Source organism: Brevundimonas sp., from assembly GCF_029946145.1.
In the GTDB taxonomy this organism is placed as follows: Bacteria; Pseudomonadota; Alphaproteobacteria; order Caulobacterales; family Caulobacteraceae; genus Brevundimonas.
Genome location: NZ_JAQSDY010000027.1, coordinates 402,171 through 426,775, shown reverse-complemented (window position 1 = coordinate 426,775; position 24,605 = coordinate 402,171). Strand labels below are relative to the sequence as shown.

Below are 24,605 nucleotides of genomic sequence, written 5' to 3'. Positions count from 1 at the left end.
GTTTTTCGAAATTCGGAGCGCCAACCGTGCCAATTCCCGACGCCAAAAAATGTTGAAAATCAATCTGTTAGCGAGCCGACGGCGATCGGCCCGGCCAAACCGCGCCATATTATCGGAAATCTCGTCGTCTGGACGCGGCTGGAATCGCCACCTCCGTCGTTCGATTTTCAAAGACCGTTGCGAGGCCCTCCGGCCGCACCGTCTGACATGGGACGGGCCAGGCGACGGTCAAGGCGGCGAGAGGAATAAATTCCTGTTCCGTCGGCGGCTGGAGAGCGGATCTGACGGCAATATTACGCCACCGCCTCGATCGCTTTCGGCTCCATCGCCTTGAGGTCCAGCAGGGCGAACAGGGCCGCGTCCTCGTCCTGTTCGGGGTTGGGCGTGGTCAGCAGCTTGCCGCCGACGAAGATGGAGTTGGCCCCGGCGAGGAAACACAGCGCCTGCATCTCGGCGCTCATGGTCTCGCGGCCGGCCGAAAGGCGCACCATCGCCCTGGGGCAGACCAGACGGGCGACGGCGACGGTGCGGACGAATTCGATCGGGTCGATCTCGCCTTCGCGCCTGACCCGGTCGCCCAGGGGCGTGCCGGTGACCGGCACCAGGGCGTTGACCGGCAGGCTGTCGGGATGCTCCGGCAGGGTGGCCAGGGCGTGCAGCAGGCTGGCCCGGTCCCGCCGCGCCTCACCCATGCCGACGATGCCGCCGCAGCAGGTCGCCATGCCCGCATCCCGCACGTGCTGCAGGGTGTCGAGCCGGTCCTGGTACGTCCGCGTCGTCACGACCTGGGCGTAGTATTCCGGGCCGGTGTCGAGGTTGTGGTTGTAGTAGTCCAGACCTGCGGCCTTGAGCTGGCGCGCCTGATCGGCGGTCAGCATGCCGAGGGTGGCGCAGGTCTCGAGCCCCAGCGCCTTCACCCCCGCGATCATGGTCGCCAGTTTCGGCGTGTCGCGGTCCTTCAGCTCGCGCCAGGCGGCCCCCATGCAGAAGCGGCTGGCTCCGCCAGCCTTCGCCGCCATGGCTTCGGCGAGGACGACGCTCGCGTCCATCAGCTTTTCGGCCTTCAGCCCGGTGTCGAAACTGGCCGACTGGGAGCAGTAGCCGCAATTTTCGGCGCAGCCGCCGGTCTTGATCGACAGCAGCTGGCTCTTCTGCACCTCGGACGGATCGAACCACGCGCGGTGCACGGTGGCGGCGTCATAAACCAGGTCCATGAAGGGCCGGGCGAACAGGGCCTCGACCTCGGTCAGGGTCCAGTCGTGACGGGGCGTCGAGAGATCAGTGGTCATGGCGAACTTCCTAGCCTCGCGACCCGATCCAGCCAAGCGGACTTAGCGCTCGTCGCGATAGACCCGTCCGTCACGCATGACGAAGTCCATGGTGGTCAGGACCGTCACGTCCGTCAGCGGATCGCCGTCCACGGCGACGATGTCCGCCCGCTTGCCGGGCTCCAGCGTGCCGATCTCGGACGACAGGCCCAGCAGATCGGCGGCGTTGACGGTGGCGGCCTGGATCGCGCCCATCGGCGTCATGCCATGCTGGACCATCAAGGCGAACTCGTCGGCGTTGCGGCCGTGCTTCGACACGCCCGCGTCGGTGCCGAAGGCGATCCTGACCCCGGCCGGAACCGCCCGCTCCAGCGACTGGCCGGTGATGGAGATGCGCCAGCGGATCTTGGGCAGGACCTCGGGCGAATAGGCGTTCGGGTCCGCGGCCAGACGCTCGATATAGCCGTTCACGGTCGACAGGGTCGGGACGTACCAGGCGCCGGACTGACGGAACAGGCGGATGGTCTCATCGTCGAAGATGGTGCCGTGTTCGATCGAGTCCGCGCCCATCCGCAGCGCCATGTTGATGCCGTCGGCGCCGTGGGCGTGGACCGCGACCTTCAGGCCATACAGATGCGCCGTCTCGATCAGGGCCCGGGCCTCGTCGTCGAACATCTGGGCGCCCAGGCCGGCGCCGATGCGGCTGTTCACGCCGCCGGTGGTGGCGATCTTGATGACGTTGGCGCCGCGTCCGACCTGGATGCGCACCGCCTCGCGGCAGCTTTCCGGGCCGTTGCAGACGTTGTCGTGCGGGATCGTCTCACGCAGCTCGTCATTGAAGCCCAGACGGCCGTCCATATGGCCCGAGGTGGTCGAGATGCTGGTTCCGGCGTCGACGATGCGCGGTCCCGGCAGGCGGTGGGCCGCCGTGGCGTCACGCAGGGCCAGGGTGACGCCGCCTTCATCGCCGAGGTTCCGCACGGTGGTGAAGCCCGCCATCAGAGTCTTCTGGGCGTTCCCGGCGGCGCGGAACGCGTGGGTCGGCAGGTTTTCGGTGATCCCGGACAGGAAGCCGGCCTGCCCGCCCAGATCCGAAATCAGATGCACATGGCTGTCGATCAGGCCGGGCAGGACGAAGCGGTCGCGCTGGTCGATGACGGTCGCGCCGGGGAAGGCCGAGGCGTCGATGAAGCCGTCGCGGATCTCGACGATCAGGCCGTCGCGCACCACCACGGTGGAGGGGCCGCGCGCCGCCTGTCCCGGACGGTCCAGCAGCCGGCCGGCCTGGATCAGGGTGACCGGGCCGGTTGGCTCCGGAGTCGTTTCCTGGGCCAGGCTCGCGCCGCCCATGGTCAGCGCCGCCAGTGCGCCCGCTATCGTCGCCTTCATGCAGTCCCCCCTCAACAGAGCGTCAGATAGACACCAACCGCCCTCAATGGTCCAGAAGCAGCTCGCCCCGCTTCAGATCGATGATCACGGTCTGGAACAGGCCCAGAAGGTCGACGCCCAGAAGCAGGGCCGGCCGGTCGGCCAATTCCCAGACAGAGAAAGTATGGAAGTCGCCCGCCAGTACTGGAATCCGGGTCAGCCGCGCCCCGCCCAGCCGAAGCTCGGGCAACAGCATCGCCTCTCCCGCCGCGCCGCGGCCGGTGGGTGACAGAACAAGGCCCAGGCCGGACCCGTCGGGAAGGGTCAGCGGCCGGGCGTCGGCCTGACGGGCGAGAGCGGTGTTGATGACCGTCATTTTCGCGCCGGTGTCGACGATCACCTTGCAGGGGACGCTTCCCGCCATGGCGTCGATGAGCAACAGGCCGTTGAAGCGCTGCTCGGCGTTCAACCGCACGCCATCGAAATTCAGATCGCCGCGCCGCCGGGGGCGCGTGACATTGACCCGCGTCCGGCCCCTGAAATTCAACACCAGTCTGAGACCGCCCAGAAGGTCCGTTCCCAGCAGGCCGTCCAGTCCCAGCAAACCCTGCCGGCCCGTGACCACCAGCCGGACGTCCCGAGCGTCCAGCGCCCCGGTGCGCAGCCGGCTGGCCCGCACGGTCGGCGCGCGTTCGCTGGCGACCACGGTGTGCATCGTCACCTCCCCCGCGTCGGGCAGCGTCAAGCCGACGGCGAGGTCCTGCGCGATCACAGAGGCATTGGCGGCGCTGTCGATGGCGAAGGCGTAGGGGCCCCGATCGTTGATCGTCACGGGAACAGTCAGCAGCCCCTGCCGGGCGTCGCTGGTCGTGAAGGAAGGCGCATCCTGCGCCCGCACGAGCGTCGGCGACGCCAGACCGGCCAATCCGGCCAGGGCCATCGTGCGACGCGTCAGATCCGGGCCAGGCATGGTTTCGCTCCCTTCCACCAGGGTGGCATGAAACGTACGGGCGAGACTTTCACCGGAAACACATAAAGACATCCTTATGTGTTTCTTGCTCCGGGACCGGGACCGGTCTATAGGCCGCGCGAACAGTCTTCCCGGAAAGCCCCCTTCATGACCGACTACATCGTCCGCGACATCTCGCTTGCCCCGTTCGGCAACAAGGAAATCGCCATCGCCGAAACCGAAATGCCGGGCCTGATGGCCCTGCGCGAGGAATTTGGCGCCCAGCAGATCCTCAAGGGCGCCCGCATCGCCGGCAGCCTGCACATGACCATCCAGACCGCCGTGCTGATCCAGACGCTGGAAGCCCTGGGCGCCGACGTGCGCTGGGCCTCGTGCAACATCTTCTCGACCCAGGACCACGCCGCGGCCGCCATCGCCGCCAACGGCACCCCGGTGTTCGCCACCAAGGGCGAGACGCTGGAAGAGTACTGGGATTACGCCCACAAGATCTTCGAATGGGCGGATGGCGGCTATCCGAACCTGATCCTCGACGACGGCGGCGACGCCACCCTGCTGTGCGTGCTCGGCCCCAAGGCCGAGAAGGACCTGTCCCTGCTGGCCAATCCGCAGAACGAGGAAGAGGAAGCCCTCTTCAAGGTGATGAAGCGCTACATCGCCGAGAAGCCGGGCTTCTATTCGGCGATCCGCGACGCCATCGGCGGCGTGTCGGAAGAGACGACCACCGGCGTCCACCGCCTGTACGAAATGGCCAAGAAGGGCGACCTGCCGTTCCCGGCCATCAACGTCAACGACAGCGTCACCAAGTCCAAGTTCGACAACCTGTACGGCTGCCGTGAATCCCTGGTCGACGCGATCCGCCGCGGCACCGACGTCATGCTGTCGGGCAAGGTCGCCGTGGTCTGCGGCTATGGCGACGTGGGCAAGGGCTCGGCCGCCTCGCTGCGCCAGGGCGGCGCCCGGGTGAAGGTCACCGAGGTCGATCCGATCTGCGCCCTGCAGGCGGCGATGGAAGGCTATGAGGTCGTCACCGTCGAGGACGTCGCCGGCGAGGCCGACATCTTCGTCACCGCCACGGGCAACAAGGACGTCCTGACCGTCGAGCACATGCGGGCGATGAAGAACAACGCCATCGTCTGCAACATCGGCCACTTCGATTCCGAGATTCAGGTCGCCGGCCTGAAGAACTTCAAGTGGGACGAGATCAAGCCGCAGGTCCACCACATCGAGTTCCCGGACGGCAAGAAGATCATCCTGCTGTCGGAAGGCCGTCTGGTGAACCTGGGCAACGCCACGGGCCACCCGTCGTTCGTGATGAGCGCCAGCTTCACCAACCAGACGCTGGCCCAGATCGAACTGTGGACCAACGCCAAGTCGTACGAGAACCAGGTTTACACCCTGCCCAAGCATCTCGACGAGAAGGTCGCCATGCTGCACCTGGGCAAGCTGGGCGCCAAGCTGACGACGCTGTCGAAAGAGCAGGCCGACTACATCTCGGTTCCGACCGAAGGCCCGTTCAAGCCGGACCACTACCGCTACTAGGCCGCTTGGCCCGGGAGACTGAAGGGGCCCGCGCCATTCGGACGCGGGCCCTTTTTGCTGCGGAAGGACCCGGGCGCTGGCTTCGCGGCGCCGCGCCGACTAGATTGCGGTCATGGGCGACGTTCTGAACATCCTGATCCTGCTGGCCATCGCGGCGGTGGCCGTGACCCTGGGCTTCGGCATCTATTCGCTGTACCGCGGGGGCGATTATGCGCGGTCGCATTCCAACAAGCTGATGCGGCTGCGGGTCGCGTTGCAGGCGGTGGCGATCGCGCTGCTGTGCGTCGGAATGTGGTGGAAATCCACGCACGGCGCCTGAGCCCGTGGTCGTCCTGAACCGCATCTATACGAAGACCGGCGACGGCGGACAGACGCGCCTGGCCTCGGGCGCGCCCGTGTCCAAGAGCAACCCCCGGGTCGAGGCCTATGGCGCGGTCGACGAGCTGAACGCCGTCGTCGGCGCGGCGCGGCTGCATTCCGGCCAGCACGACCGCATCGACGCCATGCTGGGCCGGATCCAGAACGAGCTGTTCGACCTCGGCGCCGATCTGGCCACGCCGCTGGAGCCGCCGCCCAAATGGGAGGCGCTGCGCATCCTCGACAGCCAGGTCGAGCGGCTGGAGGCCGAGATCGACTGGATGAACGAGAGCCTGAAGGAACTGGACAGTTTCATCCTGCCGGGCGGATCGCCGCTGGCGGTCCATCTGCATCTGGCCCGCACCGTGGCGCGCCGGGCCGAACGCGAGGCCGTGCGTCTGGTCGAGGCGGGCGAGGCGGTGACGCCGGCGTCGATCCGCTATCTCAACCGGCTGTCGGACCACCTGTTCGTCGCCGCCCGCCGGGCCAACGCCAACGGGGCGGACGACGTGAAGTGGAAGCCCGGGGCGACCCGCTAGCCGCGTCCGCGACCAAAAACACGGTGCACAGAGTGCACGGCACGCCGGCGCGGTCGGTCCACTCCGAACGGTCGTCAGGTCTTCCCGGTGCGATTCGATCGTCAAAGACCGGACCTGAGGTCGCGGTCAGTCAAACATGCGGCTACGCCAAAAACGGACGCAGGCTTTCCGGCGCCGTTCGAATTATTGCGCGGCCAGGGCGGCGCGCTGGCGGTCGGCGTCAGCGTCGCGGGCCTTCTGCTGGGCCGCAAGCGAGTCCTCGATCGCCACCAGTTCGCGGTTCTTTTCGGCCGAGGCCGCGGCGCGCTCGCCGGGGTTGGGACGACCGGTGATCTCGGCGATGGAGATGGGCTGGGCGCAGACCCGGTCCTGCGGGTCCCACCATTTGCCGCCCGCTTCGCAACGGTCGCCGGGCGCGATGACGAGGCTCTCGTAGGCGAACATGCCGCCCATCAGGACGGCGAAGGCGCTCAGGAACAGGATGCTGAGCCGTTTCATGGTCAGGAGGCGGTGCATGGTCAGTTTCCGAGGCTGGGCGGCGCGGAGGATCGGCTCCGTTGACGCGGCGTTACGTTGACAGGCCGGATGAGGCGTACCATTCCCTCACCCAACATTCCGGCGCTTTCGTGGATATTACAATGAAGGTTCTCGTCCCCGTCAAACGGGTGATCGACTACAACGTCAAGGCTCGCGTCAAGGCGGACCAGACCGGCGTTGATCTGGCCAACGTCAAGATGAGCATGAATCCGTTCGACGAGATCGCCGTCGAGGAAGCCGTGCGCATGAAGGAGGGCAAGGAGCATCACGCGGCCGGGACCGTGACCGAGATCGTGGTCGTCTCCATCGGCGTGACCCAGGCGCAGGAGACCATCCGCACGGCCCTGGCCATGGGCGCGGACCGGGGCCTGCTGATCCAGTCGGACGCCGATCTGGAACCGCTGGCGGTGGCCAGGCTGCTGAAGGCCGTGGTCGACGAGGAGAAGCCGGATCTGGTCCTGCTGGGCAAGCAGTCGATCGACGGCGACAACAATGCGGTCGGCCAGATGCTGGCCGCCCTGCTGGATTGGCCCCAGGCGACCTTCGCCGGCAAGATCGTGCTGGCCGACGGCAAGGCGACGGTGACGCGCGAGGTCGACGGCGGCCTGCAGACCCTGTCGGCGACCCTGCCGGCGGTGGTGTCGGTCGATCTGCGGCTCAACACCCCGCGCTACGCCTCCCTGCCCAACATCATGAAGGCCAAGAAGAAGGAGATCGCCGTCAAGGCGGTCGCCGACTATGGCGTCGACACGGCGCCGCGCCTGAAGGTGCTCAAGGTCACGGCCCCGCCGCAGCGCTCGGCCGGGATCAAGGTGGCCGACGCCGCCGAACTGGTTGCGAAACTCAAGACCGCGGGGGTCCTGTAATGGCCGTTCTCGTTATCGCCGACCGCGACGGCGACACCGTCCGCGACACCACCCACAAGACCGTCACCGCCGCCCTGAAGCTGTCGGGCGAGGTCGATGTTCTGGTCATCGGTCAGGGCTCGAAGGCCGCGGCCGATGCCGCCGCGAAGATTGCCGGCGTGCGCAAGGTCCTGCTGGCCGAGAGCGCCGGCCTGGGCCACCAGCTGGCCGAGGCGGTCGAGGCGACCGTGGTCGGCCTCGCCGGCGGCTATGACGCCATCCTTTCGCCCGCGACCACCGACGGCAAGAATTTCATGCCCCGGATCGCCGCCAAACTGGACGTGGCCCCGATCTCTGACATCATCGAGGTCGTGTCGAACGACACCTTCGTACGCCCGATCTACGCCGGCAACGCCCTGGAGACGATCCAGTCGGGCGACGCCAAGAAGGTCATCACCGTGCGTCCGACCAGCTTCGACGCGGCGGCCGAGGGCGGCTCGGCCAAGGTCGAGACCGTCGCGGGCGCCGACGGCGGCAAGGCCGCCTTCGTCAACGAGGAAATGGTCAAGTCGGACCGGCCGGAACTGGGCGCGGCCAAGATCGTCGTCTCGGGCGGCCGGGCCCTCGGTTCGGCCGAGGAATTCCACGCCGTCATGGACCCGCTGGCCGACAAGCTGGGCGCGGCCGTGGGCGCCTCGCGCGCCGCCGTGGACGCGGGCTACGCCCCCAACGACTATCAGGTCGGCCAGACCGGCAAGGTGGTGGCCCCGGCCCTCTACATCGCCATCGGCATCTCGGGCGCCATCCAGCACCTCGCCGGCATGAAGGACTCCAAGGTCATCGTCGCCATCAACAAGGACGCCGACGCCCCGATCTTCCAGGTCGCGGACTACGGCATCGTCGGCGACTACAAGACGGTGGTGCCGGAGCTGATGAAGGCGCTGGGGTAGGCATTCTCTCTCTCCGCTCATCCCGGCGAAAGCCGGGACCCAGTTCTTTGGGCGATCGGTTGAACCGGCTTGGCGCTGACACTCATCCCACGCACCGTGCCCCACGAAGGCACTGGGTCCCGGCTTTCGCCGGGATGAGCGGAATTGAGTAAACAAGCGCGCATCGCCGTCCGTCTGACCCCCGGCGCGTCCGCCGATCGCATCGACGGCTGGGATGTGGACGCCGAGGGGCGGACCGTCCTCAAGGTCCGCGTGCGCGCCCGGCCGGTCGAGGGCGAGGCGAATGAGGCCTTGGTCAAACTGCTCGCCAAGGCGCTCGGCGTGCCGAAATCGGTCGTGGCCATTCAGCGGGGCGGCCAGTCGCGGACCAAGATGGTCGGGGTCGACGGTCTGTCCGAACCCGAACTGAAAGCCCGCCTTACCGGTTTGTAATGTTTCCGGCTTTGACGCGGCGCCCCGGAGGCTTTTGTAATCCGCTCCGACGTACGCCCCCCACTCTCGGATCGGGCGTATCAGGGGAGCGTTCGATGAGACTTCACGCCTTGCGGGGTTCCAGCCTCGCCGTCCTCGCCTGCGTGCTCGCGGGCTCACTGGCTCTTTCGGCCTGCGCCACGACGGGAGGCGACGACACGCCGTCGTCCGATGACTCATCCGATGAGGCGCGCCAGCCCCTGGCCCGGGGCCTGGACTATGCGGCCAACCCCGACCCCTTCCCCTCGACCTATCGCGGCCTGCCGCGCGAGAACATGGCCATCGTCGGCGGAACGGTCTTCACCGGCGCCGGCCAGAAGATCGAGAATGGCGTGGTCATCGTCACCGACGGCAAGGTGGCCGCGGTGGGCGACGCCTCGACCCCGGTTCCCGGCGGCCACCGCGTGGTCGACGCGCGCGGCCGGTTCGTGACCCCGGGCATCATCGACGTGCACTCGCACCTCGGCGTCTATCCCTCGCCCGGCGTGCAGGGCATGAGCGACGGCAATGAGGCGACCAATCCGAACACCGCCCAGGTCTGGGCGGAGCATTCGCTGTGGCCCCAGGATCCCGGCTTCAACGCCGCCCGCGCGGGCGGGGTGACCACGCTCCAGATCCTGCCCGGTTCGGCCAATCTGTTCGGCGGGCGCGGCGTGACGGTGCGCAATGTGCCCTCGGTGACCATGCAGGGCATGAAGATGCCCGGCGCCCCCTACGGTCTGAAGATGGCCTGCGGCGAGAACCCCAGCCGCGTCTACGGAGGCCGCAACACCTCGCCGGCCACCGGCATGGGCAATGTCGCCGGCTATCGCGCCGCCTTCATCGCCGCCCGCGAGTACAAGGCCAAATGGGACAAGTGGCGCGATGACGGCGAGGGATCGCCGCCGACCCGCAACCTGCAGCTGGAAACCCTGGTCGGGGTGCTGGACGGATCGGTGCTGGTGCAGAACCACTGCTACCGCGCCGACGAAATGGCGGTGATGATCGATATCTCCAGGGAGTTCGGCTACGAGATCACCGCCTTCCACCACGCCATCGAGGCCTACAAGATCGCGCCGCTGCTGGCCCGCGAGGGCATCTGCGCCGACATGTGGACCGGCTGGTGGGGCTTCAAGATGGAAGCCCTGGACGCGGTCGAGGCCAACGCCGCCCTGGTCGACGCGCCGCAGGGGTCGTGCGCGGTCATCCACTCGGACGACGCCGAACTGACCCAGCGTTTGAACCAGGAAGCCGCCGCGGGTCTCGCCGCCGGCCGCCGCATGGGGATGACCATCTCCGAGGAGCGGGCGATGAGCTGGATCACCCTGAACCCGGCCCGGTCGCTGGGCATCGCCGACCAGACCGGCTCGCTGGAGCCCGGCAAGCGCGCCGACGTGGTGATCTGGAGCGCCAATCCGTTCAGCGTCTACGCCCGCGCCGACCAGGTCTTCATCGACGGCGGCCTGAGCTTCGACCGCATGAACCCGGCCTATCAGCCGCTGTCCGACTATGAGCTGGGCCAGCCCGGCTATGGTCTGTCCGCCGCCAACGTCCCGCAGGGAGCCCGCTGATGCGCCTCAAGAGCCTCATCCTCGGCGCGGCCTGCGCCGCCGCCCTGACATCGCCCGCCTTCGCCCAGTCCCTGACCGCCATCACCGGCGGGCGGGTGCTGACCGGAACCTCCGTCATCGAAAACGGGACGGTGGTGATCCAGAACGGCCGGGTCGTCTCGGTCGGGACCGGGGCCGCGCCGTCGGGCGCCCGCGTCATCGATGCGCGCGGCAAGGTGGTCGCTCCCGGCTTCGTGGCCGTGGACAGCGGCCTGGGCGCCTCGGAAATCTCGTCGGTGGGCGGGTCGGACGACCAGTCGAACGGCGCCAATTCGATCAGCGCCTCGTTCGACGTCAGCTACGGGCTGGACCCGTGGTCCTTCACCCTGCCGGTCGCCCGTCTGGGCGGCATCACCCGGGCCATCGTCGTGCCCAGCCATCCGGGAAGCTCGGGCGGCCACGCCCATGACGACGGTTCCTCGGACTTCGCCGGCGTGGGCGAGGGCGGTTATCAGGCGCCCAGCCTGTTCGCCGGACAGGCGGCGGTGATCCATCTGGCGCAGGGGACCGACATTCTGGTCAAGCCGCGGGTGGCCATGGTCGCTCCGTTCGGCGAGGCCGGCGCCAGCGTCGCCGGCGGGGCGCGCGGAGCCGAGTTCACCCAGTTCAGGGAAACCCTGGCCGAGGTGCGGCTGTATGCGCGCAACAAGGCCGCCTACGACCGGGCGGGCCTGCGCGACCTCAGCCTGTCGCGGGCCGATCTGGAGGCGCTGATCCCGGTCGCCAACGGGAGCATGCCGCTGATCGTCACCGTGCACCGCGCGGCCGACATCCAGCAGGTGCTGCGGCTGGCGCGTGAGGAGGGTGTGAAGGTGATCCTGGACGGCGCGGAAGAGGGCTGGCTGGTCGCCGATCAGATCGTGGCGGCGGGCGTGCCGGTGCTGCTGAACCCGATCTCCAACCTGCCGGGCAGTCTCGAAACGCGCGCCGTGCGGATGGAGAACGCCGCGGCGCTGGACGCCGCCGGTGTGGTGATCGCGATCAAGGGCAATGACGGCTCTCACCGGGTGCGGGAGACCCGCTACAACGCCGGCAACGCCGTTTCGCACGGCCTGCCGTACGATGCGGCGATCGAGGCGATCACGGTCAATCCGGCCAGGATCTTCGGCATGGCCGGCCAGTTCGGCGAGCTGCGCGCCGGGGCGGCGGCCGATGTGGTGGTCTGGTCCGGCGATCCGCTGGAGCCGCTCAGCATCGCCGAGACCATCTTCATCGGCGGCGCCGAACAGGCCCCGACCAGCCGCCAGTTCCTGCTGCGCGACCGCTATGCGACGGGCGGCGAAGGGGCGATGCCACCGGCGTATACAAGGTAGGGCGCAGGCCGGTTCTCCCTCCCCCTCCGGGGGAGGGTGGTCGCGAAGCGACCGGGTGGGGAGGGCTCGGCGACGAGAGCGCCGGCTCCTGTCTCGCCGAAGCGTCCCCACCCCGTCGTCGCTGACGCGCCGACGACCCTCCCCCGGAGGGGGAGGGAGAGGTATGGTGCCGCCCATGACCCTGCCCCGCCTCTTCATCGACGCCGACGCCTGTCCGGTGAAGGACGAGGTCTATCGGGTGGCGGCGCGGTACGGCCTGCATGTGTTCGTGGTGTCCAACAGCTGGATCAACACGCCGCGCGAGACCTGGATCGAACAGGTGGTGGTCGACGCCGGGCCGGACATCGCCGACGACTGGATCGCCGAGCGGGCGGGGCCGGGCGACATCGTCATCACCGCCGACATTCCGCTGGCCGACCGCTGCCTCAAGGCCGGAGCGCAGGCGCTGAAGTCGAACGGCCAGCCGTTCACGCCGGACTCGATCGGCTCGGCGCTCGCCGGGCGGATGGTGGGGGAGCATCTGCGGTCGATGGGGGTGGCGACCTCGGGGCCGCCGCCGTTCGGGCCGAAGGACCGATCGGCCTTCCTGCAGGCGCTGGACCAGGCCGTGGTGCGGGCGAAGCGGGGGCCCCGATGACCGTCATCCCCGAGAGCGAGCTGGAGTTCCGCTTCTTCCGCGCCGGCGGGCCGGGCGGGCAGAACGTCAACAAGGTGTCGACCGCGGTGCAGATGCGGTTCGACGCGCGCAATTCGCCGTCGCTGACAGAGCCGGTTCGGGCGCGGCTGATGAAGCTGGCGGGCAGCCGGCTGACGCTGGACGGGGTGATCCTGATCACCGCCGTGCGCTATCGCACCCAGGAGCGGAACCGGGCCGACGCCGTCGAGCGGCTGCAGGGACTGGTCGACAAGGCCTCGATCGCGCCGGTCTATCGCGTGCCGACCAAGCCGACGCGCGCCTCGAAAGAGCGGCGGCTGGAGGGCAAGGCCAAACGATCGACGATCAAGAGCGGGCGGGGACGGCCCGGCTCCGACGACTGAAGGCGGCTATTCGGCGGGGCGGAACAGCAGGGCGTCGACCTTGCCGCTTTCGTCGAAGCCGATGATCCACTGGGTCGCGGCCGTGGCGAAGGTGACGGCGAACAGGTCGGCGCCCTCCTGGCTGCCGGCGAAGTCGAGGGCCTGGATCGCGCCGAAGCCCTGCAGGATCGGCAGCACGGCGGCCTCCTGCTCGCGGACCTTGGCGGCGAGATCGTCGGTCATCAGCGCATAGGGAAGGGCGCCGGCCTGACCGCCCGCGATGATCTCGCGCAGGACTTCTTCGGACCTGGGGTTGGCGGGCGTGGCGGCCGTCGCGGGCGCGGCGGCGGCTGGTGCGGGGACGGGCGCGGCCTGGCGGGGCTGGGTCGCCGAACGGTCGAAACTGTTCGGAATGGCGGCGGCGGCGACCTGGGCCTGGGCCGCGGCGGGGACGAGCAGAAGGGCAGCGGCGATCAGAAGCGGCTTCATGGGGTCGTCTCCAGAACTGACCTCAGACGATGACGGGCCAAAGCGACAGAACAAGGGCGGCCGCGGACGCCGCCACGGCGAGGGTGACGCCGACGACCATCCACGCCGGCGTCCGGGTCTCGCGGATGACCACCGTCTGCGGCTGCGGCGGGTTCTGCGCCAGCCGGGCCAGGGCCTTCAGCGTGGCGCGCAGCTCCTCCAGGGCGTCGCGCACCTGGGCCTGGGGGCCCAGTTCGCGGCGGATCCATTGCTCGACCACCGGCCGGGCCGCCTCCCACAGGTCGTGGTCGGGATTCAGCCGTCGGGCCACGCCCTCGACCGAGACCATGGTCTTCTGCAGCAGGATCAGCTCGGGCCGCAGATGCATGTCGAACAGGGCCGTTATCTCGAACAGCTGGCCCAGCAGCCGGCCCATGGAGACCTGCGAGGCCGCCTTGCCGATCACCGGCTCGCCGACCGCGCGCAGCGCCTGGGCGAAGGCCTCGACCGAATGTTCGGGCGGAACGTAGCCGGCCTCGAAATGCACGCGGCTGATGCGGTCGTAGTCGCGGCTCAGGAAGCCCCACAGGATCTCAGCCAGATAGCGCCGCTCGCCATGGCCCAGCCGGCCGACGATGCCGAAGTCGATGGCGGTCAGTTCGGCGGGCGCATGGCAGAACAGGTTTCCCTCGTGCAGGTCGGCGTGGAACGTGCCGTAGTCCAGCGCCTGGGTCAGGAAGGCGCGCACCAGATTGTCGGCCAGCCCGTTGCGGTCCAGCCCCGGCTGCTCGGCGGCCGTCGGATCGGTCATGGCCACGCCGGTGGCCCACTCCAGCGTCAGCACCCGCTTTCCGACGCCGTCCCAGATCACGGCGGGAGCGGTCATATGCCCGCCGCCGGACGCGCGGACCCTGTCCATGATGTCCTTCAGCTCGGAGGCGGCGGCGGCCTCCAGCCGCATGTCCAGTTCCAGCTGGAGAGCCCGGGCGATGGTCTCGACGAAGGCCGAGGGCTCCAGCCGGCGCGCCAGCGGCACGAAGCGGACGGCCAGCCGGGCGGCCAGCCGCATGGAATCGAGCCCCTGCGCGACGCGGCGTTCGACGCCCGGCCGCAGCACCTTGACCGCGACCTTGCGGCCGTCGGCCAGCCAGGCCGGGTGCGCCTGCGCCAGCGAGGCGGCGGCGACCGGCGGGCCGAAATCGGTGAACAGACTCTCGACGGTCCGGCCCAGCGAGCGCTCGACCTCGCGCCGGGCCTGCTCGGTCGGGAAGGGTTCCAGCGCATCCTTCAATCGCCCCAGATCGCGGGCGAACTCGACGCCGAAGATGTCGGCGCGGGTGGCCAGGACCTGACCCAGTTTGATGGCCACGGGCCCCAGGTGTTCGAACGCCTTGCCCAGCCGCTGGCCCGGACGACCGTCGCGGCCCTCCCTGCCGGCGAAGGCGTGCAGCAGATGGGCCAGCCAGCGCACCCAGACGGGCAGCAGGTGGGTGATCTCGCGCGGGGCCAGGGCGTCGTGGCGGATCAGCACCCAGCCCCAGCCGAGCAGGCGCAGCCAGGCCTCGACCGGATGGCGCACCGGCACGGTCGCCGGCGGGGGCGGCGGGGTCGCGGGATCGATCCGGCTGGTCAGATCGCCCACCCGTGATGGATGGCGGCCACGCCGCCGGACAGGTTGGTCACCGTCACGCGGCTGAACCCGGCGGCCTCAATCATGGATTTGAATGTCGACTGGTCCGGGAAACGGCGGATGCTCTCGACCAGGTACTGATAGCTGTCGCGGTCGCCCGCGACCCAGCCGCCGATGCGCGGGATGGCGTGGAAGGACCAGGCGTCATAGGCCTTGCGGATCGCCGAGGCGGTCGGACGCGAGAATTCCAGGCACAGGAATCGGCCGCCGGGCTTCAGCACCCGCCGGGCCTCGGCGAGGGCGGCGGGAATGTCGGCCACATTGCGGATGCCGAAACTGATCGAATAGGCGTCGACCGAGGCGTCGGGCATGGGCAGGGCCATGGCGTCGCCGACCGACCACGACATCTCGGGCTCGCCGCCCTTGTGGACCCCGGCCATGATCATTTCGGCGTTGTAGTCGAGCACGATGACCGAGGCGTCCGGACCCCCGCGCCGCTCCTGCGCCGCCCGCGCCATCTTCGCATAGCGCCGGGCCATGTCGCCGGTGCCGCCCGCGACGTCGAGGATGGTCTCGCCCGGACGCGGATTCAGCTTGGCCGCCGCCGCGTCCTTCCACAGCCGGTGCACGCCCGCGCTCATCAGGTCGTTCATCAGGTCGTAGTTCGACGCCACGCTGTCGAACACGCCGCGCACCATTTGCACCTTCTCCTTCGCGTCGACGTCGCGAAAGCCGAAGGAGGAGGTCTTGCCGGAAGGATGGGCCGTGTCGGTCATGCTGGCGGTCTAGCGCGTCGCCGCGCCGCCGTCACCGGGCCGCGTGGTCGCGGCGGCCAGGCCCGGGAAGCGCCCCGCGTCAGGCGTTCGCTCAGGCGTTCGCTCCGGCGTTGGGGCGTGGGACGCCGAGGTCCTTCATCAGATTACGCATGGCGCCGTAGCAACCACAGGCCGCGCCCTCCAGGGCCTTGCGGTCCGTGACCTCGATCCAGCCCCGGCCCCTGCGGATCAGACCCTTGTCCTCCAGTTCGGCTCCAACCTCCGATACGGTGGCGCGGCGCACGCCCAGCATGCCGGCGACGTCCGCCTGGGTCAGGCCGAAGCGGTCGCTGTCGGCGCGGTCGTGAATGGTCAGCAACCAGCGGGCCAGCCGCTCGTCCAGCCGGTGCTGGGCGTTGCAGGCGGCGGCCTGCTGCACCTGGGCGAACAGGCTTTCGGTGAACCTGGCCAGCGCCGTCCGCATGGGTTCGCTCTGTTGCAGGGCCTCGGCGAAGACGTCGGACGGGCAACAGGCGGAGACGCCGTCGACCTGGGCGATGGCCCGGCTGGCGGCGCGGGCGTTCGACGGGCCGCAGGTCACCCCGACCAGCCCCTCGCGGCCGATGGCGGCGGTCTCGATCATGCGGTCGCCGTCGAGAATGGTCATCAGCGAGACCACCCCGCTCATGGGGAACCAGACTTCCTCGACCGCCTCGCCGGCGTCGTACAGCATCTGGCCCTGGGCGAAGGGCCGCTCATGCAGATGAGGCTCGATCCGCTTGCGGTCCGCGGGATCCAGCGCGGCGATCCACATATTGTCCATGGCAGGGCTCCCGTTTCCTGAATAGCGACGGTCGGTAACGCCAAAGCTTCGCCGTGCGTTCCCCGCGCTTGTGGCAGTCCGTCCGGCGGGATAGGGCGGAAGGGACGCGGAGGATGACATGACGGACCGGATTGACGTTGCGGAAGCCTTGAAGGCGCTGCCCCTGTGGCGCGAAGACGCCGGAGATCGGCCCGCGATCTCGCGAAAGCTGGTGTTCGCCGACTTCAACGCCGCCTTCGGCTTCATGACCCGCGTGGCCCTGAAGGCGGACAAGGTTGATCACCATCCGGAATGGTCGAACGTCTACAACCGTGTCGATATCCTGCTGACGACCCATGACGCGGGCGGAGTCACCGACAAGGACGTCGACATGGCGCGGTTCATCGACGAGGCGGCGGTCGCGATGGGAGCGAAGTGATGACGGGCAAGGCGGGACGCGTCGCCGGCAAGCAGGCGCTGATCACCGGCGCGGCCGGCGGGCTGGGCGAGGCCATGGCCTGGATGCTGGCGCGCGAAGGCGCGAAGGTCGCGGTCACGGACGTCAATCTGAAAGGCGTCCGGGCGCTGGCCGCCGCCATCAACGCCGAGGTTCCGGGCTCGGCCTTCGCCTTCGAACATGATGTGACCGACGAGGCCGAATGGGTCTCGGTCATCGACCGGGCGGTCGCGGCCATGGGCGGGCTGTCGATCCTGGTCAACAACGCCGGGATCGGCGGGGATCTGAAATTCGTCGAGACGGATACTCTGGAGAACTGGCGCCGCGTCCAGGCGGTCAACATTGAGTCCATCATGCTGGGCTGCAAGCACGCCATGCCGCATCTGCGGGCCTCGGCGCCGTCCTCGATCATCAACATCTCGTCGGTGGCGGGACTGGCGGCCGCGCCTGGCATGGGCGCCTACAACGCCACCAAGGCGGCGGTGTGGATGTACACCAAGACCATCGCCCTGGAGGCCGCCAAGGGCGACTGGAACGTGCGCTGCAACTCGGTGCACCCGGTCTTCATCAAGACGCCGATCCTGGACCCCTTCATCGCCATGGCCGGCGGGGACGAGGCCAAGGCGCACGAACGGCTCAGCCGCGGCATCCCGCTGAAGCGGATCGGCGAGCCTGACGACGTGGCGTACTGCGTCCTCTATCTGGCCGCCGACGAGTCGAAATTCGTCACCGGCGCCGAGTTCAAGATCGACGGCGGCATGCTGGCACAGTGAGGCGGGCTCATTGAGGCGGGCTCAGTCGAGCTTGTAGGCGGTGTGGCAGGTGTTGCAGCTCTGGCGCACCACGCTCCATTGGGCCGAGAAGGCGGCGGCGTCCTCGCCGCCCGCCAGTTCGGCCAGGCGGTCGGCCGCGGCGGCATAGTCGGCGGCCCTCGCCTCGAAGCCGGCGCGATCGCTCCAGACCTCGGGTTTCGCCCTGGTGGGAACGCCAGCCTCGGGGCCGGTTCCCGCCGGGAACATGCCGGGCACGGCGTGGGCCCAGCGCGCCAGGGCGCGGGTGCTGAAGCGCTGGGTCGACGGCGCCTGGCCGGTGTCGATCGCCGACTTCATGGCGCCCATGGCCACCCCCGACAGCATCATCGCCCCCTGACGGCCCTGGATGATGGCCGCCTCGCCTTCTCCCCGGGCGTTGGCCGCGCCGCCGACGCACAAGAGGCCCAGCACCGCCGCCGTGACCCATTTCCGCATCATCGTCTCTCCCGTTAAGGCAAAGCTCCGTCGGCTGGCCGGTGAAGTCAACGAGCGGCGGCCTCAGCCCGTTCTGATGCAGGCCTCTCGACGCCCCTCTCGACGGATGGCGTATTTCCGGTTTAGGTCCGGGCAACGAGGGAGAGGAACCCCAATGACGGACACACCCGCGAGCGCGCCCGTGAGCGGCGTCAAGCGTATCGAGCTGACGCTGCGCGCCCTGGTACTGGGCTGCCTCCTGGCGGTGATCTTCACCGCCGCGAACACCTATCTGGGCCTGCGGGTCGGGCTGACCTTCGCCTCGGCCATTCCGGCGGCGGTCATCTCCATGGCCATTCTGAGGGCGTTCAAGACCTCGACCATCTGGGAGAACATGACCGTCCAGACCGTGGCCTCGGTCGGCGGGGCCATGAGTTCGATCATCTTCGTCCTGCCGGGCCTGGTCATGATCGGCTGGTGGCTGGAGTTTCCGATCTGGGAATCGGTCGCGATCTGCGTCCTGGGCGGCGTGCTGGGGGTGACCTTCTCGATCCCGCTGCGCCGGGCGCTGGTGGTCAACGGCGGGCTTCCCTACCCCGAAGGCGTGGCCGCGGCCGAGGTGCTGAAGGTCGGCTCGCGCGGGGCGGAACAGACCGAGAGCGCGGTGCGCGAGAACAAGTCGGGCCTGTGGATCGTGGTTCTGGGTTCGATCGTGTCGGGCGGTTACGCCTATCTGGCCGCCGGGCGGGTGTTCGCGGGCGAGGCGGCGCGCTTCTTCAAACTGCCGGTCGCCCTGGGCGGCGGGGCAACGGGTCTGGGCTTCGGCATGCAGTTCGCCCTGCTGGGCGCCGGGCACCTGATCGGCCTGACGGTCGGTCTGGCGCAGCTGTTCGGCCTGCTGGTGGCCTGGTTCATCGCCGTGCCGATCATGACCTCGCCGGAATATGTGACCTGGCTGAACGGCTTCGGGATCGATTCCATCGCCGCCACCGTGGCGGCCGGCGCCTCCGCTGAAGAACTGGCCACGACGGTCTGGCGCAACGAGGTCCGCTTCATGGGCGCTGGCGTCATCGGCGTGGCCGCGATCTGGACCCTGATGAAGCTGGCCGGACCGCTGATCGGCGGCCTGACCTCGGCCCTCGCGGCCAACAGACGCCGCAACGCCGGCGAGGTGCTGACCCTGACCGAGCAGGACATTCCCATCAATCTGGTCGCGGGCATTTCGGTCGCCGCGCTTGTTGGCATCGCCGCACTTCTGGCCTGGTTCGCCCAGGCCTCGCCCGCGCTGGCGGGCGCGACGCCGATGCTGGTGGCGGGCGGTCTGATCTATGTCGTCCTGATCGGTTTCGCCGTGGCGGCCGTCTGCGGCTACATGGCCGGCCTGATCGGCTCGTCGAACAGCCCTGTCTCGGGCGTCGGCATCCTGGCCATCGTGGTGGCCTCGCTGCTGATGCTGGGGGTCATGGCTGTGGCGGGCGTGCCGGCGGATCCGTCGATCATCGCCTATGCCCTGATCGTGACCGCCGTGGTGTTCGCCGTCGCGGTGATCGCCAACGACAACCTGCAGGACCTGAAGACCGCCCAGCTGGTCGAGGCCACGCCCTGGCGTCAGCAGGCGGCCCTGATCGTCGGCGTCGTCGCGGGCGCCATCGTCATCCCCTTCGTGCTGAACGCCCTGAACCGCGCCTTCGGCTTCGAGGGCGGCCCTCCCGGCATCGCCGCCGAGCCGCTGGCCGCCCCGCAGGCGACGCTGATCTCGGCCTTGGCGCGGGGCGTCATCGGCGGGGACCTGCGCTGGGACCTGATCGGCCTTGGCGCCCTGATCGGCGTTGGCGTCATCCTGCTGGACCTGGCGCTGAGCACCGCGACCAAGGGCAAGGTCAAGCTGCCGCCGCTGGCGGTGGGCATCGGCTTCTACCTGCCCGCGGCGGTGACGACGATGCTGGTCATCGGCGCCGTGTGCGGCTGGCTGTACGAGCGGGGCCTGAAGAAGACTTCCTTCGCCGACGTGGGGCGCCGCATGGGCGTGCTTCTGGCCTCGGGCCTGATCGTCGGCGAGAGCCTGTTCGGGGTCTTCAACGCGGGCGTCATCGGCGCCACGGAGAATGAAGCGCCGTTCGCGCTTCTGCCCGAGGGATCGACCTGGCCGGCCATGCTGGCGGGGGTCGTGGTCTTCGCGGTGGTCACCTTCGCACTGTACCAATGGGTCCGGAGCCGGGCAGCGAGGGTCTGACCGCCTTCACGCCGCCCTTTTCCTGAGCGATAGAATCCGCCGTTACGCCGGTGCGTGTTCGTCACGCACTGGCGTTTCCGCGTGCGTCCCTGTAAGAGGCGCGCGCTCCCCGCACCGTCGCCAAAATCCAGCGGCCCGTTATCGCACGGCCGCCTTGCACGTCTGATAGTCAAATGAATCTGCGCAACGTCGCCATCATCGCCCACGTCGACCACGGCAAGACCACGCTGGTGGACCAGCTTCTGGCCCAGTCGGGCGTGTTCCGAGCCAATGAGGCCCAGTCCGAGCGGGCGATGGACTCCAACGACCAGGAAAAAGAGCGCGGCATCACCATCCTGGCCAAATGCACCTCGGTGCTGTGGCACGGCGAGACGGGCGACACCCGCATCAACATCATCGACACCCCGGGCCACGCCGACTTCGGCGGCGAGGTCGAGCGCATCCTGGGCATGGTGGACGGCTGCGTTCTGCTGGTCGACGCCGAAGAGGGCGTCATGCCCCAGACCAAATTCGTGCTGACCAAGGCGCTGAAGATGGGCCTCAAGCCGATCCTGTGCATCAACAAGGTCGACCGGCCCCACGCCGATCCCGACAAGGTCCACAACGCCGCCTTCGACCTGTTCGCCGCCATCGGCGCCACCGACGAGCAGCTGGACTTCCCGCACATCTACGCCTCGGGCCGGGCCGGCTGGGCGACGATGGATCTGAACCAGCCGTCCGATAATCTGAACGCGCTGTTCGAGCTGATCGTCAAACACGTGCCGGAGCCGAAGGTCGTCGAGAACAAGGACAAGCCGTTCCAGATCCTGAACGTGCTGATCGAGAGCGACCCCTTCCTCGGCCGTCTGCTGACCGGCCGGATCGAGAGCGGCAAGGCCGTTCCGGGCATGGCCATCAAGGCCCTGTCGCGCGACGGCAAGATCATCGAACAGGGCCGCATCACCAAGGTGCTGGCCTTCCGCGGCCTGAAGCGCCAGCCGGTGGACAGCGCCGAGGCGGGCGACATCGTCGCCATCGCCGGCATGTCCAAGGCCACCGTGGCCGACACCCTGTGCGCCCTCGAAGTCACCGAGGCCCTGCCGGCCCAGCCGATCGATCCCCCGACCATCTCCATGACCGTCTCGGTCAACGACAGCCCGCTGGCCGGCCGCGAGGGCGACAAGGTGCAGTCGCGCGTCATCCGCGACCGCCTGCTGAAGGAGGCCGAAGCCAACGTCGCCATCCGCGTCACCGAGACCGGCGGCAAGGACGCGTTCGAGGTCGCCGGCCGCGGCGAGCTGCAGCTGGGCGTGCTGATCGAGAACATGCGCCGCGAAGGCTTCGAACTCTCCATCAGCCGTCCGCGGGTGGTCTATCAGACCGGCGAGAACGGCGAGCGGCTGGAGCCGATCGAGGACGTCGTCATCGACGTCGACGACGAATACACCGGCGTGGTCATCGAGAAGCTGTCGGCCCGCAAGGCCGAGCTGAAGGACATGGGACCGTCGGGCGCCGGCAAGACGCGCCTGACGCTGAAGTCGCCGTCGCGCTCGCTGATCGGCTACCAGGGCGAATTCCTGACCGACACGCGCGGTTCGGGCGTGCTGAACCGGGTGTTCAGCCACTATGAGCCGCACAAGGGCGCGATCGAGGGCCGCCTGAAGGGCGTGCTGGTCTCGAACGGCGACGGCGAGACAGCCGCCTTCGCCCTGTGGAACCTCGAGGACCGCGGCATCATGTTCGTCGGCGGCGGCGAGAAGACCTACCAGGGCATGATCATCGGCGAGAACGCCCGCTGGGACGATCTCGACGTCAATCCGATGAAGGCCAAGCAGCTGAACAACATCCGCGCCGCCGGTAAGGATGAGGCCGTTCGCCTGACGCCGCCGCGCCGTCCCTCGCTGGAACAGGCCATCGCCTACATCGAGGAAGACGAGCTGGTCGAGGTCACGCCCAAGTCGATCCGCCTGCGCAAGGCCGTGCTGAACCCGAGCTTCCGCAAGAAGCGCGTTCGCGAGGAATAGGACGGGCGGGGCTTTCGCCCCGTCTTTCCGCCATCAGACCGGCCGCCGTCAGACCTCGGGCTGCGGCGGAGCGGTGATGACCTCGACGTTGTCGTTCAGCAGATAGGCCAGCTCGTCCAGCGCCACCTGACGTTCGGCGGGCGTGACGGCGGCTTCGACCGCCGCGATCTTCTTCGGCATGTCTTCCGAGATGCCCCGCAGGATGCATTTCAGATCGCCGTCCGTGCCGCGTTCCCTGAGGATCAGGTGACCCTGCATGTCGCTGGCCGCCAGCGCCTCGGCCTGGACCTTGAAGCCCGTGAAGGCCGCGCCGGCGGTGAAATCCGCCTGATTCATCACGCCGGCCTCGATCCAGCCCTGAACCACGCTCTTCAGCGCGCCCGAGCGGGCCACGATGTCGGCGAACAGGGGCTCGCCGGCGACCGATACAGGCGCCGAAACCGGGGCTGGCGGCTGGGCCGCGGCCAGCGCCACATTGGGATCAGCGAGAAGCAGGGAAACCGCCAGGGCGACGCCGCAGGACATGGCGAACCTCTTTAATATGGGCCGAATCACGGATTCAGCGTTGAACCGGCTTACGCTACACCCGTAAACGAGGGTTTACCCCGTCGCTGTCCGAGACCGCCGATGACCGCCCGCTCCCAGGCCCTCAACATGCTTCGCGCCGTCGCGCGCAAGGACGCGGGCGGACGCATCGCGCACCAGTTCGCAACGGATCCCGGCCGGATGGAGCGGATGGGGGTCGAGGCGGCGGGCCTGTATCTGGACCTGTCGAAACAGTCCTGGAGCGCCGAGGGGTTCGAGGCCGCGCTGGATCTGGCGCGCACCTGCGACGTCGAGGGCCGCCGCGACGCCCTGTTCGCGGGCGAGCCGGTCAACAACACGGAGGGTCGCGCCGTGCTGCACCCGGCCCTGCGAGCGGCCGAGGGCGCGGAGTTCAGCGCGCTGGGCGAACCGGTGTCGGCCGAGGTTGATCAGGTGCGGCGGGCGATGGCCGAATTCGCCGCCGACATCGGCTCGGGGGCCGAGACGGGCGGGACCAAGCAGCCGTTCAACGCCATCGTCCACATCGGCATCGGCGGCTCGGACCTGGGGCCGCGTCTGCTGTGGGACGCGTTGCGGCCGCTGGAGCCGACCATCGACCTGCGGTTCGTCGCCAATATCGACCCGCGCGACATGGGCGAGGCGCTGTCCGGGCTGGACCCTGAAACCACCCTGGTGGTGGTGGTGTCCAAGACATTCACAACCCAGGAAACCCTGGCCAATGCCGATCTGGCCAAGGCCTGGCTGGCCGAAAGCCTGTCGCCGCGGCGGATGGTCAAACACCTGATCGGGGTCACGGCCGCGCCGGACAAGGCCGAGGCGTGGGGCTGCGGCCGCACCTTCGGCTTCCGCGACTGGGTCGGCGGGCGGTATTCGCTGTGGTCGGCGGTCAGCCTGTCCGTGGCCGTGGCTCTGGGCTGGGATGTGTTCGAGCGGGTGCTGGACGGCGCGCGGGCCATGGACGCCCATTTCACCGAGGCGGCGCTGGAGGCCAACGCGCCCATCCTGCTGGCCATGGCCCAGGTGTTCAACGTCGAGGGTCTGGGGCGGCCGGCGCGGACGGTTGCGCCCTATGCTCACGGCCTGCGCCGCCTGCCGGCCTTCCTGCAGCAGCTCGAGATGGAGTCGAACGGCAAGCGGGTGAAGCGCGACGGCTCGCCGGTCGACACCGCCACCGGCCCGGTGGTGTTCGGCGAGCCGGGCACCAACGGCCAGCACGCCTTCTTCCAGCAGATCCATCAGGGCCCGCAGGTGGTGCCGGCGGAATTCATCGTCGTCGGCCACACATCCGAAGGGGCGGTGGACGCGCGGGAGGGCGATGCGCCGCTGTGGTCCAACGCCCTCGCCCAGGCCCAGGCGCTGATGGTCGGCAAGACCGAAGCCCAGGCGCGGGCCGAACTGCTGGCTTCAGGAGCGAGCGCTCAAGAGGCAGACCGGCTGGCGCCGCACAAGGCGTTCCCCGGCGACCGGCCGTCGACCACCATACTGCTGGACGCGCTGACGCCCGAAGCGGTCGGCGCCCTGCTGGCGCTCTATGAACACAAGACGTTCGTCGAGGGCGTGATCTGGGACATCAACAGCTTTGACCAGTGGGGCGTGGAGCTGGGCAAGGTGCTGGCCAGGGCCATCCTGAGGGATGTCGCCGACGGCGAGCCCTCGGCTGGCCTGGATCCCTCGACGGCCGAGCTGATGAAACGGCTGATGGTCTGATGTGAAAAAGGCGGG

At 68.8% G+C, this 24,605-nt stretch carries 25 protein-coding genes; 15 read left to right on the top strand and 10 right to left on the bottom strand.

What is annotated here, in order from left to right; genetic code table 11:
* Window positions 1-293: 293 nt before the first annotated feature.
* The 3 genes from bioB to PSV23_RS14170 are packed head-to-tail and all read right to left on the bottom strand — an operon-like array spanning window position 294 to window position 3,606.
* Window positions 294-1,289 carry a biotin synthase BioB gene (gene bioB, locus PSV23_RS14180; protein ID WP_300470123.1) on the bottom strand — a complete coding sequence of 332 codons (996 nt, stop codon included), beginning with the start codon at window positions 1,287-1,289 and terminating at the stop codon, window positions 294-296.
* 42 nt (window positions 1,290-1,331) lie between these two features.
* Entirely contained in the window at window positions 1,332-2,657 is a 1,326-nt protein-coding gene (locus PSV23_RS14175) for an amidohydrolase family protein (RefSeq protein WP_300470121.1), read from the bottom strand.
* Window positions 2,658-2,700: 43 nt separating this feature from the next.
* Complete coding sequence (locus tag PSV23_RS14170; RefSeq protein WP_300470119.1) at window positions 2,701-3,606, bottom strand: aspartyl protease family protein; 906 nt, start codon at window positions 3,604-3,606, stop codon at window positions 2,701-2,703.
* Between the two features lie 147 nt (window positions 3,607-3,753).
* Here PSV23_RS14170 and ahcY point away from each other — a divergent pair, with 147 nt between their 5' ends.
* The 3 genes from ahcY to PSV23_RS14155 all read left to right on the top strand — a co-directional run bounded on the left by ahcY (window position 3,754) and on the right by PSV23_RS14155 (window position 6,041).
* On the top strand, window positions 3,754-5,145 hold the full coding sequence (gene ahcY / locus PSV23_RS14165; RefSeq protein WP_300470117.1) for an adenosylhomocysteinase: 1,392 nt from the start codon (window positions 3,754-3,756) through the stop codon (window positions 5,143-5,145).
* 112 nt (window positions 5,146-5,257) lie between these two features.
* Window positions 5,258-5,464: a twin transmembrane helix small protein gene (locus tag PSV23_RS14160; protein ID WP_300470115.1), complete on the top strand. Its 207-nt coding sequence runs from the start codon at window positions 5,258-5,260 to the stop codon at window positions 5,462-5,464.
* Between the two features lie 4 nt (window positions 5,465-5,468).
* Window positions 5,469-6,041 carry a cob(I)yrinic acid a,c-diamide adenosyltransferase gene (locus PSV23_RS14155; protein ID WP_300470113.1) on the top strand — a complete coding sequence of 191 codons (573 nt, stop codon included), beginning with the start codon at window positions 5,469-5,471 and terminating at the stop codon, window positions 6,039-6,041.
* Window positions 6,042-6,224: 183 nt separating this feature from the next.
* Here the strand turns inward: PSV23_RS14155 and PSV23_RS14150 are convergent, their stop codons facing one another.
* Complete coding sequence (locus PSV23_RS14150; protein WP_300470111.1) at window positions 6,225-6,557, bottom strand: hypothetical protein; 333 nt, start codon at window positions 6,555-6,557, stop codon at window positions 6,225-6,227.
* Between the two features lie 122 nt (window positions 6,558-6,679).
* Here PSV23_RS14150 and PSV23_RS14145 point away from each other — a divergent pair, with 122 nt between their 5' ends.
* From PSV23_RS14145 to arfB, 7 genes are all read left to right on the top strand, one after another.
* The gene (locus PSV23_RS14145; RefSeq protein WP_300470109.1) at window positions 6,680-7,444 is read left to right on the top strand and encodes an electron transfer flavoprotein subunit beta/FixA family protein; all 765 of its coding nucleotides are present in this window, start codon (window positions 6,680-6,682) and stop codon (window positions 7,442-7,444) included.
* On the top strand, window positions 7,444-8,373 hold the full coding sequence (locus PSV23_RS14140; protein WP_300470107.1) for an electron transfer flavoprotein subunit alpha/FixB family protein: 930 nt from the start codon (window positions 7,444-7,446) through the stop codon (window positions 8,371-8,373). The genes PSV23_RS14145 and PSV23_RS14140 overlap by 1 nt, the downstream gene beginning before the upstream one ends.
* Before the next feature lie 144 nt (window positions 8,374-8,517).
* Window positions 8,518-8,805 carry a DUF167 family protein gene (locus PSV23_RS14135; RefSeq protein WP_300470105.1) on the top strand — a complete coding sequence of 96 codons (288 nt, stop codon included), beginning with the start codon at window positions 8,518-8,520 and terminating at the stop codon, window positions 8,803-8,805.
* A 95-nt stretch (window positions 8,806-8,900) separates the two neighbouring features.
* Window positions 8,901-10,394 carry an amidohydrolase gene (locus PSV23_RS14130; RefSeq protein WP_300470103.1) on the top strand — a complete coding sequence of 498 codons (1,494 nt, stop codon included), beginning with the start codon at window positions 8,901-8,903 and terminating at the stop codon, window positions 10,392-10,394.
* Window positions 10,394-11,746, top strand: coding sequence for an amidohydrolase family protein (locus tag PSV23_RS14125; RefSeq protein ID WP_300470101.1), 1,353 nt, complete (start codon window positions 10,394-10,396; stop codon window positions 11,744-11,746). The genes PSV23_RS14130 and PSV23_RS14125 overlap by 1 nt, the downstream gene beginning before the upstream one ends.
* Before the next feature lie 175 nt (window positions 11,747-11,921).
* Window positions 11,922-12,383, top strand: coding sequence for a YaiI/YqxD family protein (locus PSV23_RS14120; RefSeq protein WP_300470099.1), 462 nt, complete (start codon window positions 11,922-11,924; stop codon window positions 12,381-12,383).
* Complete coding sequence (arfB, locus tag PSV23_RS14115) at window positions 12,380-12,784, top strand: alternative ribosome rescue aminoacyl-tRNA hydrolase ArfB (RefSeq protein WP_300470097.1); 405 nt, start codon at window positions 12,380-12,382, stop codon at window positions 12,782-12,784. The genes PSV23_RS14120 and arfB overlap by 4 nt, the downstream gene beginning before the upstream one ends.
* 6 nt (window positions 12,785-12,790) lie before the next feature.
* Here the strand turns inward: arfB and PSV23_RS14110 are convergent, their stop codons facing one another.
* The 4 genes from PSV23_RS14110 to PSV23_RS14095 all read right to left on the bottom strand — a co-directional run bounded on the left by PSV23_RS14110 (window position 12,791) and on the right by PSV23_RS14095 (window position 16,439).
* Complete coding sequence (locus PSV23_RS14110) at window positions 12,791-13,252, bottom strand: hypothetical protein (protein ID WP_300470095.1); 462 nt, start codon at window positions 13,250-13,252, stop codon at window positions 12,791-12,793.
* A gap of 22 nt (window positions 13,253-13,274) precedes the next feature.
* A complete protein-coding gene (ubiB, locus tag PSV23_RS14105) occupies window positions 13,275-14,873 on the bottom strand; it encodes a 2-polyprenylphenol 6-hydroxylase (RefSeq protein WP_300470094.1) in 1,599 nt (532 codons plus the stop codon).
* Window positions 14,861-15,637 (bottom strand): class I SAM-dependent methyltransferase, encoded by a 777-nt coding sequence (locus PSV23_RS14100; RefSeq protein WP_300470092.1) that lies wholly within the window; start codon window positions 15,635-15,637, stop codon window positions 14,861-14,863. The genes ubiB and PSV23_RS14100 overlap by 13 nt, the downstream gene beginning before the upstream one ends.
* A gap of 91 nt (window positions 15,638-15,728) precedes the next feature.
* Window positions 15,729-16,439, bottom strand: a complete 711-nt coding sequence (locus tag PSV23_RS14095; RefSeq protein ID WP_300470090.1) for a Crp/Fnr family transcriptional regulator — start codon at window positions 16,437-16,439, stop codon at window positions 15,729-15,731.
* Between the two features lie 118 nt (window positions 16,440-16,557).
* Here PSV23_RS14095 and PSV23_RS14090 point away from each other — a divergent pair, with 118 nt between their 5' ends.
* Window positions 16,558-16,857, top strand: coding sequence for a 4a-hydroxytetrahydrobiopterin dehydratase (locus PSV23_RS14090; protein WP_300470087.1), 300 nt, complete (start codon window positions 16,558-16,560; stop codon window positions 16,855-16,857).
* Window positions 16,857-17,648, top strand: a complete 792-nt coding sequence (locus PSV23_RS14085; RefSeq protein ID WP_300470085.1) for an SDR family oxidoreductase — start codon at window positions 16,857-16,859, stop codon at window positions 17,646-17,648. The genes PSV23_RS14090 and PSV23_RS14085 overlap by 1 nt, the downstream gene beginning before the upstream one ends.
* A gap of 21 nt (window positions 17,649-17,669) precedes the next feature.
* Here the strand turns inward: PSV23_RS14085 and PSV23_RS14080 are convergent, their stop codons facing one another.
* Window positions 17,670-18,122: a cytochrome c gene (locus PSV23_RS14080; protein ID WP_300470083.1), complete on the bottom strand. Its 453-nt coding sequence runs from the start codon at window positions 18,120-18,122 to the stop codon at window positions 17,670-17,672.
* 154 nt (window positions 18,123-18,276) lie between these two features.
* Between PSV23_RS14080 and PSV23_RS14075 the strand changes: the two genes are divergently transcribed.
* Window positions 18,277-20,334 (top strand): OPT family oligopeptide transporter, encoded by a 2,058-nt coding sequence (locus tag PSV23_RS14075; protein WP_300470080.1) that lies wholly within the window; start codon window positions 18,277-18,279, stop codon window positions 20,332-20,334.
* 173 nt (window positions 20,335-20,507) lie between these two features.
* A complete protein-coding gene (gene typA, locus PSV23_RS14070; protein WP_300470078.1) occupies window positions 20,508-22,337 on the top strand; it encodes a translational GTPase TypA in 1,830 nt (609 codons plus the stop codon).
* Between the two features lie 48 nt (window positions 22,338-22,385).
* Here the strand turns inward: typA and PSV23_RS14065 are convergent, their stop codons facing one another.
* A complete protein-coding gene (locus tag PSV23_RS14065; protein WP_300470076.1) occupies window positions 22,386-22,862 on the bottom strand; it encodes a hypothetical protein in 477 nt (158 codons plus the stop codon).
* 102 nt (window positions 22,863-22,964) lie between these two features.
* Between PSV23_RS14065 and pgi the strand changes: the two genes are divergently transcribed.
* Window positions 22,965-24,590 (top strand): glucose-6-phosphate isomerase, encoded by a 1,626-nt coding sequence (gene pgi, locus PSV23_RS14060; protein ID WP_300470074.1) that lies wholly within the window; start codon window positions 22,965-22,967, stop codon window positions 24,588-24,590.
* Window positions 24,591-24,605: the final 15 nt, after the last annotated feature.